At 42.3% G+C, this 13,307-nt stretch carries 8 protein-coding genes and 1 tRNA gene; all 9 read right to left on the bottom strand.

What is annotated here, in order from left to right:
* Complete coding sequence (locus tag BM043_RS03505; protein ID WP_092788879.1) at positions 1-1,326, bottom strand: serine hydrolase domain-containing protein; 1,326 nt, start codon at positions 1,324-1,326, stop codon at positions 1-3.
* A 61-nt stretch (positions 1,327-1,387) separates the two neighbouring features.
* Positions 1,388-3,820 carry an outer membrane beta-barrel protein gene (locus tag BM043_RS03500; protein WP_092789357.1) on the bottom strand — a complete coding sequence of 811 codons (2,433 nt, stop codon included), beginning with the start codon at positions 3,818-3,820 and terminating at the stop codon, positions 1,388-1,390.
* A gap of 229 nt (positions 3,821-4,049) precedes the next feature.
* Positions 4,050-5,699 (bottom strand): carboxylesterase/lipase family protein, encoded by a 1,650-nt coding sequence (locus tag BM043_RS03495; protein ID WP_092788878.1) that lies wholly within the window; start codon positions 5,697-5,699, stop codon positions 4,050-4,052.
* A 183-nt stretch (positions 5,700-5,882) separates the two neighbouring features.
* Positions 5,883-7,073: an ATP-binding protein gene (locus BM043_RS03490; protein ID WP_092788877.1), complete on the bottom strand. Its 1,191-nt coding sequence runs from the start codon at positions 7,071-7,073 to the stop codon at positions 5,883-5,885.
* A gap of 194 nt (positions 7,074-7,267) precedes the next feature.
* Complete coding sequence (locus BM043_RS03485) at positions 7,268-9,799, bottom strand: M14 family metallopeptidase (protein ID WP_092788876.1); 2,532 nt, start codon at positions 9,797-9,799, stop codon at positions 7,268-7,270.
* Between the two features lie 235 nt (positions 9,800-10,034).
* Positions 10,035-10,109 (bottom strand) — tRNA-Val (locus BM043_RS03480).
* A 125-nt stretch (positions 10,110-10,234) separates the two neighbouring features.
* Positions 10,235-10,600: an ABC transporter permease gene (locus tag BM043_RS19840; RefSeq protein WP_377901402.1), complete on the bottom strand. Its 366-nt coding sequence runs from the start codon at positions 10,598-10,600 to the stop codon at positions 10,235-10,237.
* A gap of 99 nt (positions 10,601-10,699) precedes the next feature.
* Positions 10,700-12,643, bottom strand: a complete 1,944-nt coding sequence (locus tag BM043_RS03470) for an ABC transporter permease (protein ID WP_092788874.1) — start codon at positions 12,641-12,643, stop codon at positions 10,700-10,702.
* Between the two features lie 178 nt (positions 12,644-12,821).
* Positions 12,822-13,163 carry a hypothetical protein gene (locus tag BM043_RS03465; protein WP_092788873.1) on the bottom strand — a complete coding sequence of 114 codons (342 nt, stop codon included), beginning with the start codon at positions 13,161-13,163 and terminating at the stop codon, positions 12,822-12,824.
* Positions 13,164-13,307 lie beyond the last annotated feature (144 nt).

Here is a 13,307-nt window from a genome sequence, read left to right as displayed (position 1 = left end):
TTATTTTCTTTCGTATTCGAATGTGCCGCCTCCTTGCTTAAAGGTCATTTTCCCTGTTGAAGGATCAAAGATGAAAACCGCTCCCACCGAGGTGAACTCAAACTGATGTTCGGCGGTAGCTTCCAGCTTGGTGTCTGGCTGGCCACTGGGTTTGGCGATTAAGGTACTGCCTTCTTTGACAAAGGTAAAAGAGATCGGAATCTGCTCCGAAACGTATTCGCCGAGGTATTGGTCGAGTGCTTCGGTACTTACCTCATAGGTTTGGAAAGAAGGGATTTCGACCTCTTTTCCAAAATTTCCATTTAACACTGCCAAAAGGAGGTCGTTATTATTCCAATTGAGCCCATTGGAAAGGGTAACAATGGCGACCTTTTCTTCGGGAAAATAGCCCAGCATGGAGCGGAATCCGTCAATTCCTCCCGTATGTCCAAAAGACTTTTTGTCATAGTAAGGAAAGCTAAACATCCCGCGTCCGTAGCCTTCTTGGATTTCCATCATTTGCGCGAGACTCTGCTCTGAAATCAATTTCCCTCCAAAAAGTCCTTCTGCAAAAAGCATCAAATCTTCCGCAGTGGACTGAATCGCTCCCGCTCCCATAGGAATCGTGGGGTTAGTTTCCTTTTCTACTACCCAGTCTCCGTTATACGTGTATGATCTGGCTTCTTTTTGCTGGGAATCGATCGCATCGAAAACCCCTGTATTCTTCAATTCCAGGGGCTTGATGATTTCTTTTTCTAAAATTTCCGCAAAGGATTTTCCATGGATGTCTTCCAAAATGTAAGACAAAAGTACATAATTGGAATTGCTGTATTCTGCCTTGGAATCCGGCTCAAAATCACTTCCGCCATCCTCGATCAATTGAAGCATTTCATCCCGGGATTTTGATTCGGTATGATAGCTCAGATAGTCCTCATTGCCGGTAAAGCTATGAATGCCGCTGCGGTGCTTGAGGAGTTGGTCAATGGTAATTTGATCTGCATTGGGGATGGTTGGGAAAAATTCGGAAAGCGGCGTTTCCAAACTTAATTTTTTGTCTTCAATGCCTTGAAAGATCAGAACCGAAGTAAACATTTTGGATATGGAGCCGATCCGATAGCGAGTTTCGATGACATTCTTAATATCATTTTCGGTATCCGCATATCCTATTGCTTTGGCAAATTTGATTTGACCACTTTCGGCCAAAAGAACTGTGCCCATAAATTTTTTGTGCTTTTCCAAAGAGTCCAATAATTGGCTGGTTTTAGAAAAGTCGGATTGCTGCGCAAAGGCCATTTGGCCGATTAACAGCAGCAGTGCAAATGCGAAAAGCGTGCTTAGTTTTTTCATAGTTGTTTTGGATAAAAAAATTCCCCTTTACCAAGATAAGCAAAGGGGAATCAAGTGAAAATTAATCGAGTCGATTTCGTTCTTCGGTACTGCCGGAGTTGGATTTTACGCGGAAGCTTTCGCCCTGAGCAAATCTCCATCTCAAGGTAAATCGGACGCCTTGATTGCTTCGGTATTGACGGAAATTGGTGTCAATATTGGCAAAATCCACATCTGCATAAATTACCTGCGTGCGGAAGAGATCAGTACCGTTTACAGAAATAGAAAGCTTGTCTTTCATCACGGACTTGGTGACCCCAGCTTCAACCCATCCAAAGCCTTCGATGCTGCCCTGACCCCAGATCTGAGGGCCGAGGTACATTCCGACCAGTTCCAATTTGAATCCAGCCGGCAAATTGAGATTGTGCTGGGTTCTCATCATAAAGGAAGTCTGTGCATTGTCCAAAAGGTCATCCCCAATCTGGGATTTGAATCGATTGTGATTTACTTGGACCATGTTTGATGTTCCCCACCATTTGGTAATGTCAACCGGCACGATAGCTCTGAAATTGATGTTTTTCGTCTTGTCAAAATTATCCGTGAAAGTGGTCGTGGTTCTGGCCTCCTGATCCTGCATAAATACCTGCATGAAAGCATCCACCGTTTCGCTGTAGCCGATGTTGAACTGATAAGCTCCTTTGACCACGTGGTTCATTTCAAAGTTATTGGAGTACTGCGGCTTCAAGCCTGGATTTCCCTGCTCCGAAGTTAAGGCATCGATGTAGTAGATGAATGGATTGAGCAAGCGGTAATTAGGCCGGGTAATTCTTCGATTGGCATTGTATACAATCTGGTAATTGTCACTGACTTTGTGCTGAATAAATGCGCTGGGGAAAAGGTTAAAATACTCCTGTGTATTCACTTCTTCCAAAGTCACCGAATTGCCACGGATGTCTGAGTATTCTCCTCTCAAACCAGCCTGGAAGGATACCTTTTCAGAAAATTTCCCTTTGTATGTCGCATAAGCCGCCAAGACATTTTCATTGTAAATAAATCGGTTGCTATTCGGGTCAGGCTCAAAGGGTGCATCTTCCTCGGCGCGCTGAAGGTCCAAGTCATTATCGGATTTGACCCAAGAACCTTTTAAACCCGTTTCTACCGTACTTCCATTTTTCAAAGGCTTGACAAAGTCCACTTTTGCCGTGAAGATGTTATAATACATCTCATTCAGGTTCAAGATTTGGTTTTCAAATCCGGCATTTTGATTTTGTCCAGTCCAAAATGAATTGGTCAAAAGGGATTCGCTGGAGGCATTCATCCGCGTGAAATCTACATCCGAGCTGATTTTGGTGCCGAGCGTATCGAGCTTTCCATCATAATGAAAGTTAGCAAAAAACCGCTCCCGATCACCATTGGCCTCGTTGATGCTTTCCATGAAATTCAAATCTGCTTCGCCCGGGTTGGTAATTTCGGTAAGAGAACTTGAATTATTGGAGTCATCCGAGGTAGATGCTTGGACATTTAAGCCTAGGTTGTGCTTTTCGTTGAGTTCATAGTTGGTTGAGCCGCTGAAGAAAAGGGTTTTTGGCCGGGAAGTGATGCGGGAATGTTGATTGAAATTGGAGATTCCGTTTTCCAAAGTGAAATTCCGATTGATGTCCAAATCATTGAAGTGGGCATATTCGTTGTAATTCAAATTGGCGTTTGAGGTCCATTTTCCTTTCTTGACATTGATGGCCACTCCGGTATTTGGGGACCAAAGACCATTGTATTGTCCTCCGAGTTGGACATTTCCAAAAAACCCATCCACGGTATTTTTCTTCAATTGAATATTGATGACTCCGGCCGCACCTTCCGCATCAAATCGGGCAGAGGGATTGTTGATCACTTCGATGCTTTTGATATTATCAGCGGGCATGGATCGGAGAAATGCAGCTAAATCAGTCGCCGACATGTAAGTGGGTCGGTCATTGATCATGACGACTACGCCACTTCTTCCATTGAGATTGATGGTACCCTCCTGATCGATAAATACACCGGGAGATCTTCCAATCACATCGAGGGCATTGGATCCTTCGGCCATGACGGTGCCTTCGACATTGATGACGGTTTTGTCAGGCTCGATGGTGATTTCGGGACGGGTGGACTGGACGGTCACTTCTTCCAATCCGGTCATTTCATCCTCGATTTTGATGGCTCCAAAATCTTTTTCCATTCCGGGGTTTAGTTCAAAAGCTTCCGAACTGAATGATTTGAATCCGATCGAGGATACCACCAATTGAACTTTGGCGGATTTGACTGACTCGATGAGGAAAACTCCCTCTTCATCAGAAACAGCTCCATCGATTAGTCCATTTCCTTCGGCTTCGATGAGTGCTACATTGGCATAAGGAACAGGAGCACCATTTTGGTCGGTAACTGTTCCGGTGATTTTACTGACTTCCTTTGCGGCAAGACTGCTCAAACCCAAAAAGAAAACCAATAAGGTCAAAAATAGATAGTTGGTCGTTTTCATTTTTTTGATAGATACTGAGTGTGTGATGACTCTCCTTATGAAAACAAGGTGCCAATCCCCAAAAAGTGCCGTCAAGGCTCTCAAATGATGTTTTTTTCAAAAAATGCAAAAAATGACTGTATCAAAATCGTACAGTATTTTATTCGGTTTTCGGACAAAAATTTTCAGCTGGGCAATAAAAAAGTCCGAAACCCAAGGGAATCGGACTTTGAAAAAGAAATGAATTAGATCAGGACGGCAAGGCTGCCAACCCATTGCCATCCGGTTTATTTTTGACTTGACAGGCGTCATTAAGGATGAGGGTTTCTCCATTGGCTGTCGAAAATTCTGGCCATGTAGGTAGGTTTGGCACATTGGGATTTCCTGTTCGCATAAAGGCCAAAAGGGAAGCACTCATTTTGTCCGCAAGAGCTCTGGGTCGAGCTCCTCCACCGGTATGGGTGTACATGCGGTCGGTATTTTTGAACCAAAAACAAATATCGATACAGTGAAATGCCTTCATCCGACCATCGTATAAATTGGGTTCCCATCCAAACCAGGCCAGATATACCGGAGCGGCTTGCTTGGATTTGGCAGTGGAGGTGTTGATTGCTCCCTGGCGATTGGATAAAATCATCGCCCAAAGATCAGCAGCTGAAGCTTCAGGAAAATCTTTTTGGTAGGCCACATAAACTTCCTCTGATTTTTCTCCAAATCGCTCTTTTAATTGAGCAATGACGCCAGACCGATCAATTTTTTCCAGTTCGGCATTGGTTCGTGTCGGATTCCATTCGTGGAAAGTGGTACAGACGATCAAAGGCATGTCTGCTGCATGAGATGAAGTTTCGCTGAAAAATTCACCTTTTGGAATATGAACCCCATCCGCTATCGGACCAAATCCCCCTCGGAATCCCGGTTGCGGGTATTCCTTTCGCATTCTATCCATGGCTTTATTGGCAATATCTAAATACTCCCTCCAAGAGATTTCCTGAAGTTTATCGAGACTTTCGGGACTCAGCTTGGCTTCTTCCATGACAAATCTGCCCAGCGTTTGGGCATATTCTTTATCATTGGCGGCGAGCATGCTGCCACTCAGGGCTACCCCTTTATGTACGATCCCTTTAGATGCCGGCATGGCCATGGCACAGGTGACTTTCGCTCCGCCTCCAGATTGACCCATAATGGTGACATTGCTTGGGTCACCACCGAAGTTGGAGATATTGTCCCGAACCCATTTCAGTGCGGCGATGATATCGAGCATGCCTACATTTCCAGAATCTCGGTATTTTTCTCCCCCTACTCCGGAAAGGTCGGTAAATCCAATCGGCCCCAGGCGATGATTGATTGAGACAAAGACGATGTCTCCCTGCTTGGCAAAATTTTCACCATGGTAGCCGTCCTGTTCGATGGCGTTGCCATTGGTAAATCCTCCTCCGTGTAGCCAAACCATGACCGGTCTGCGCTTTCCGTCTAGGCTGGGCGTCCAGACATTGAGTTTGAGGCAGTCTTCGCTGACATCATCATAGTTCCAGTGATCCGCAAAGGAATAATGCGCATTGGCGTAGCGATTATCCATGATTTGTGGAGCGGTATTTCCCCACCAGATGGTGGGTTTGACATCTGTCCATGGCGTTGGTTTTTGGGGTGCCATAAATCGGTTTTTCCCTGCTGTATCTGCACCGTATGGAATGCCCAAATAGGTGTAGGTGCTGTTGAGAATGTAGCCACGAACTTTACCATTGGTGGTTTCGGCAATGGCGATGTTATCTCCGATTTGGAGGAATTGATCATCTGAATTTGGTGGACTTTGGCGGGCAAAGGCTTGGGAAGAAAAGGGAACGGAGGCGGCTAAAGTGCCCACGCCTACTTTTTTGAAGAAGTCTCTTCGGTTTGATTTCATAGCAAAAGGTTTAAGGGGTTATTGTTTCAGTATGACAAAATAGAAAAAGAAATTGATAATCAGTTAGAAAAGCGACGCTTTTGGTAAAAAGGACCTAAAATTTCTTTTGGGTATTCATTAATTAACCCGATATCAAAAAAACCTATTTTCTTAGATTCTGCATTTTGATTGCGTTTCTTTTTTTCAATATAGAAATCCAAATACCCATAAAGGCAAGTTTTTACCCGCAGGAAACTCCAAGTCATCTTTTACCAAAAAATGGTTCCCGCCTGTAATCTGCTTTCTTGATTTATTTTTTCCTCCTATTTCGAAATGAAACTCTTGATCTACCAAAAAATCTACCGTTTTGGAATAGCTGATTTGATGATTTACTCTCAATTGACTTTGGAAAAATATTTCTCGAACACTGCCTATTTCAGGGCTTTTTTCAGCTAGAGCAAACAGATAATTTGTGTTGTTTATGAAAATTTTCTCTGGTTTTTGAAGCGTAGATACACTTATCCCTTCTGGATATTGAAGTTCTAATAGGCGTGCCTCAGCAAGATATTGGAGATAAAGCGCCAGGGAATTCCGATGAATTGAGGTTTTGTTGGCCAATGAACTGATGTTTGGCTTAAAGGGGACTTGCTGAGCGATGATATAGAGTAGTTGCAGTAATTTTTTTCCATTTCGAATATCAAAACCTTTGATTTCGGCCATGTCGTATTCGACGATAGTCCGAATCATTTGTCTCAATTTCTGGAAATAAAGATCTTTATCCTTTCCTGAAAAGGGAAAGTATCCTGTTGTCAAATAGTCTTTGAAATAGGATATTGGTTTAAATTCATCAGGAAAAAGGGAACGAAGGTCTTGTTTATCAAGAAGCAATTGATTCAAATTCAGTAAGGGTAAGTTTAGGTTCTTTTTAAAAAGTAAATATTCCCGAAATGATAAGCCATGGAATTCATAAATGATTGCTCTTCGGCTGATATCCCCCTCAACTTTGCTAATATCAATGATAGACGAACCTGAGAATAGGATTTGTAAATCCGCATATCGGTCATGGAGGTTTTTGACCTCACGGGACCATCCAGGATACTTGTGAACTTCATCTAAGGCGAGAATCTTACCCCCAGTTTGATAAAAAAGTTTGGCAGTTTCCACTAGACTGTTTTCCAAGAAAAACAATTCGTCCAAAGAAAAGTAAGCTACATGATGTCCTTCTGCTTTTTTTCTCTTTAGATATTGTAGAATAAGCGTGGTTTTCCCAGTACCTCTAGCGCCTTTTATACCGATTAAGTTCTCTTCCCAAGCTACCTGATCTTTTAAATAGCGCTCGAAACCTAGCGAGGTTTTGCTGATTAGCGAATCCGATATTTCTAATAATTCTTCCATTTTGCACAAACATATGTGCAAAAATATAAAAAAATGCACAAATGAATGTGCAAAAAAATAATTTTACAGTCTTGGTTCTTGTCTCTTATTTCTTGATTTTCACAAAAAAAAGCCGACTCCAATCACGCTCGGAGCCGGCTATTTCATCCTACCTAGTGTAGGTAAACTTCCTGATTTTAGACCTCTGACTTGCTTTACTGTCCAACCAGGAATATGGCATTGCTCAATACCAATTTTCCAGATTCCCAGAAGCCACGGAAAATCGGGTTATCTACAAAATAGACGATTTCGCCACGCCCTTTTCGCTCGCTTCCGACGGCTAAAGATTCACCCATACTGGATTTGATCTTGTAGCCAATGTAGCCGGTTCGATAGGAATCATTTGAGCTGATTTTTCCTGCGTTGACTCCATTATCCATAAAAGAGAAGATGCTAGAGTTGTTTTTTAGGGTGTAATATTTTCCACCGGTTCCATAGCCCAAGGGATGCGTTTCATCCATATCCACTTGATAGATTGCTCCAGCAGCACCTCCGGAAATAGCGAGTCGCTCCCCCTCCAAATACGGCTCCAATCGCTCGGCTTTCGCCAAAGAATCGGCAGCTTTCTCAGCGGCTTTTTTCTCCTCGTCGGTATCAAAGGTTTTGAGCGTAAATCCTTCTTTGTTGGCAAATAAGTTAACCGCCCCGTCGATGGCGATGACTTTTCCGCCTGCCGAAGTCCATTCCATCAATTTATCCTGAGCAGCCTTGTTCAATCCACCACCCCACATCGATGGAAGAATGATCACATCGTATTTGCTTAGGTCATAGCGAGCCATATTCTCCAGTTCAAGAGTGGAGAGTGGATAATCTAATTCCTTTTCGAAGAAATGCCATACCTCGCCAAAATTGAGTGAGGACGTTCCTTGACCCCCGACTAAAGCCACGTTTGGGGCTTGTATGATTCGGATATTGGGGGAGCCAAAATCTTTGCCTTCTTCCATATAACCGGTCATGGTAGTTTCGAGGTGGATCCCTAATCGATTGGCTGTTTCGGTCACTTTTTTGTCAAAGTCCCTTACATATTCATTGCCTCCTTTGGTGATCAGCAGGGTCCCTGCCGGAAAGCTTTTACCTTCCGTTTGGAATGCATATTCAGGGTATTTGACGCGGATACCTTCTTTCAGCAAAGCTGCCAAAAATGCGGCATCCCGAGTTCCTTCCCAGCGGGCAATATAGGCCACGGGAGTTTTTCCCGGAGTATTTTCTGAAAAAGCCGGTTTTTCATATTCTCCCGCAGGGTCCAACCTGCTTTCCAAGGCATAGGCTTTCAAATTATAGGCATAGGGCAAAGCCCATGAAGTAATATCGTACGTGATGCTATCATTGAGCTGAGGATTAGGCTCAAAGAAAATCTGGGTCAATACGGATTTTGGCTGATATGTCGAGATTACAATGTCCTCTTCTGAAGTGCTGAAGGAAGCTTTTTTCCCAGTTTGGTAGTCAAACCCACTCAATCCTGACTTGCTTCCTGCTTTGCCGTAGCGGATTCCGTTTTTGTCCAAAAGCTCCAGTAATTTGGCGGTTTGGGCGGGATTACTTTCTCCTTTGATCACAAAGCTTTTGTATTTGCTTTTAGGATTGCTGGAGTTTTCGGAGAAGTAGTTCGAAAATTCAGTAAGTAATCGCTCCGCATTTGCACTAGTCATCTCAGCCGCAGAAAGGGCAGCAGTATAGTGACCTTCGATCCGATAGCTCAAGGTCACCGTGTCGCCTACGGCATTGAATCCGCCACGGCCGGCTTGTCCGCCGCCTCCCTGCTCGATGGTCATCCCGATGGCTCCATTATACATGGGATAAGTATCCCCGTATGAGGGGTAGAGTAAATCAAAGCGCTCTTTAGTAAAATAGAAGCGGCCCATTTCATCGAAGTATTTTGCGGTATTTTTCCCGAAAATATCCTGGAATTCATGCTGCCATTCGGTGAGTTGCTCATGAAGTGGCTCGGCAGCTGGTGCCATGTAAAAAGGATTGTTGATTCCCTGCTCGTGAAAGTCGAGATGTAACTGAGGCATCCACTGCTGATACATTTTAAGTCGCTGCTGAGACTCTACTTGTACCTGCCAGGCCCAGTCGCGGTTGAGATCAAAAAGGTAATGGTTTGCCCGACCTCCTGGCCAAGGCTCATTGTGCTCCATTGACTGCAAATCCGGCTGAAGTGTGGTATTCATTTTCTGATTGTACCACATCGCATAGCGATCTCGCCCATCAGGGTTAATTGCCGGATCGATGATGATGATTTGGTTTTTCAGCCATTCTTGAGTCTTGGTGTTGCTCGGATCGGCCAAGGAGTGAAAAGCCGAAATCGCCGCTTCCATTCCCACAGATTCATTTCCGTGGACATTAAAAGACATCCAATTGATGGGAATGGAGGTGCTGGGCGTACCTTCAAGCAAACCTGCTCGGCGTAAATTGTCCTCTCGGATTTGCTCTAGATTGGCCATGTTTTCCGGACTGGAGAAAATAGCCAAGATCAGCGGGCGCTTTTCATTGGTTTCGCCGTATTGGATGAGCTGTACATTGGGAAGATTCTCAGCGACATGCTCAAAATAATCCACCATTCGGTGATGCGGGGTGAATCGGTCGCCGGGCTTATAGCCGAGAAACTGCTCGGGGGTTTGGATTTGGGCTTGCGCAAAGCTGAGCAACATGCAGAGCATTAAGCTTAAGAGTAGTGGTTTTTTCATGCGTTTAAAGTTCTTTTTAGCGGGTCGATTTCGAAGTCAATCATTTACTCCGAAGCCGAATTTAAGGGGAAAAGACGTGTTGAGGAAATCACTGGTGGAAAAGAGGATAGAAAACTGATCTTGGGTTTTTATTTACCATGAAAATCGTAAATCCTACTTTCGATTTTCATGGTAAAGTGCTTTCTGGAAGAAATAAAAAAAGCACAAAATCTAATCGACTTTGTGCCTAAGGGTGTGGGATCTAGGGGATTCGAACCCATGACCTCTGCTCTGTCAAAGCAGCGCTCTAAACCAACTGAGCTAAGATCCCGAAATTGAGAAAGCGAATATAGACAACTGAGTGAGAGTTAGCAAAAATTAAATAGTATCCAGATTTTTTATTTGGGATTTTCAGAAAAAAAGATTGAAAGTTAATTCCGCTAACCAAATAAATGATCATTCACTCCTCAAACTATTCACTGGTTTTTCCTTAAAAACAAGATAGGTCTTTGTGACTATTAAAATCCAAATCAAAAAACCAAAAAACAGGATCGGAAGTAGGAGATTCCACCAAGCTATGGAAACTCTGAAAGCATAGTTTTGTAACCAATTTTCGGAAAGTAAATAGGTGAGTGGAAGACTGATAACACCCGCAGCAATCAGATAAAGAACAGGTCCTTTTCCGAGATAATTAAGTATTTCTCTGTAGCTCGCGCCTAAGATTTTCCGCACGGCAAGTTCTTTGGTTTTTGTGATTGAAATGAAATATACCAAACCATAAAATCCCAATAATGAAATGAGAATAGTAAGACCTGAAAACAGCTTTAAAGCACTGAAGAAGTTTTCATCACGCTGATATTGTCTTTGAAAAAAGTCGTTCAGATAGAAATAGTTAAAAGGGTTTCCTGGAAAATACTCACTCTAGCTTACTGACAAATCCGCCAGCATTTCATCGGAATCTTTGACTGTTAAGTATAAAAACTGATTCGGATTCTCTCCCAATTCAAAAATCAAGGGTTCATATTGTTTCTGAAGACCGAAAAGTTGAAAATTTTTCACAACACCTATAATCTCAGGAGTTGTGTTTTTTCGGTAATAAATTTTCTTTCCAATAGCATCAATTGGATCTGTGAAACCCAATAATCGTGAAGCCTCTTCATTTATAATAATTCCATTTTGATCCGTAAAATTTTTGCTGAATGTTCTCCCAGCAGAAATTTTAAATTCAAAATTTTTCAGAAAGTCCGTATCCATCTGCGTAAAAAAATAGGTATGAGCTGATTCTTCCGGCTGTCCCAATTGTCGGATATACCCTTCCGCCTTGCCTCGTACCGCTTGTCCAGGTACAAAGTTGGCGCTTGATACTTTTCCGATCTCTTTCCGTGAAGTAAGAAAATTTTTGAAAGATTCAACTCGCTGATCTAAATTGACATTTTCAGCTTCTACTGATGGTCCGGATAGAACAAGAACATTTTCGGTATTAAAACCCAAATTTTGAGTCCTCATGAAATTGATCTGACTATAAATTAGGAGCGAGAATGCGATTACAAAAATGGTGAGTCCAAATTGAAAGATGATCAAGGGTTTTTGAAATGATGGAGGTTGAAAACCACCTCGATAAAAAGACTTAAAGCTTCTGCTAGAGATCACCCATGCTGGATATATCCCGGATAGAATTACTCCTAGAAGTAAGACTACTAGCCAAGTGATGATGTTTTTTGGGAGCAATAAGCTAGCAATCAAGTCAAAACCAATCAGATACTCCAAAAGTGGTTGGAGCAGAATTAAAAGTATGATCGCTAAAGTGAATGCAATCAGATTGATCAAAAATGCTTCAATGGTCAGCTGTTGAAATAGTTGATGTTTTTTTGCCCAAAAGATCTTTCTCAAATGCAATTCCTTCTTCCGTTGCAATGACCTGGCTAACGAGAAATTGATGTAATTCGCGCAAGCTATAATCAAAACAATAGATGCAATCAACCCTAGCATCCAAAGCACTGATTGACTTCCGTTTGGCTTAAATTCATTATTTAGGTTACTTCCTAAATGGATCGAGGAAAGTGGCTGCGAGAAAAAACTAATACCTGATTCCGAAAATTTTTCCTTTGCAAATCTATCAAGAGACTCCTCGAGCTCTGCCTGTGTATTTGTAGCATTCAATTTTACATAGGTATAAAATTGGTCGCCCCAATTTGAAAATTCCCGCTCAGGATCAGTAAATATATTAAGTGAGATAATTGCGGAAAAGTCTAAATGTGTATTGCCGGGAATATCTTCTATTACACCTGCAACAGTGTAGTTTTTAAACTCTTGATAACCGTCGTTCCCATAAATTCCAAAGGATCCATTGATTTGAATGGGTTTCCCCAGAGGGTCTTCGTCACCAAAAAGTTTTGTTGCTGTGCTTTCCGTTAGAACAACTGACTGAGGAGTAGATATCCAACCAGAAGAGGATCCAGAAATAAAGTCAAACTGGAATAAATCGAAGAAACTCTCTTCTGCTCCAATTATTCCTGGCTGCAAAAATGCTTCGTTTTCTAATTGAATACTAGTATTGGGTCCGTTTCGATGAATCCTGACTAATGATTCAGCGATGGTTTCCTGATTTAGAAACGCTTGACCAACTTTTGAAAAAACCGAAGCATTCAAGACCTCACCTCCTTCTTCTATGGACTTGACCTGTGCGATTCGAAAAATTCTTTCATGATTTGGATGAAACTGATCGTAGCTTTTCTCAAATGACCAGTAGCTGAAAATTATTAAGCAGGTTCCCAGTCCTAGACTTAATCCCAAAATATTAATAAGAGAAAAAAGTGGAGTTTTAAATAATCCTCTGATACTGGTTTTTAGGAAATGGTATAACAAATCAAATTCATTTTGATCAACTACTTGTTAAACCTTTGCCAAGGCAAATCGGGGCTTATGGTCTTTTTATAGTGTTTAATTAGAAAGTAATATTTTCTAGCGAACAAAAACGTCCGATCACGAACATTCTAGAGACAAAAATGAAGCTCAGCAATAGCTCTCCCGCACAAAAGAAATCTTATAATTCACTTGAATTAAAACTCTCAATAATGGAAGTAAAATAAGGCTGGATTTGCTCGAAATGTTCCGAAGGAGCAGTACCTGTAATCTTAAAAGTCTGGTTGAGTTTTGGGTACATGTAGAAAATGCTGATCAATTCTTCGTTCTTACCTGACCGGAATCTTACCCATCTTCCTGAAGCACCATTTATCTGAGCTTTTCCTTGTTCGACTATCTCGATTTTTCCAAATACCTCTGGCAACATATAGCGGATCTCAAAATCAAAATTATCATCAAAGGTCGGTTTGGAACCTAAAGATTCCAAATAGCCAGAACCTTGGGCATCTTCCAGATAGGTCATGGAAAGGTAGGCATTATCTACCTCTGAAGATTGAATTAGATAATCATATCCGTCATCTTTTACCTCCCACCCCTCAGGCAGAAGTTAGCTAAACTTGATTTCAGGATCGGTGACGGTGATTCTTTCTTGAGCTGATGTGAAAAT

It is taken from the genome of Algoriphagus hitonicola (assembly GCF_900113375.1).
GTDB lineage: Bacteria > Bacteroidota > Bacteroidia > Cytophagales > Cyclobacteriaceae > Algoriphagus > Algoriphagus hitonicola.
This window is presented reverse-complemented; position numbering and strand designations above follow the sequence as displayed.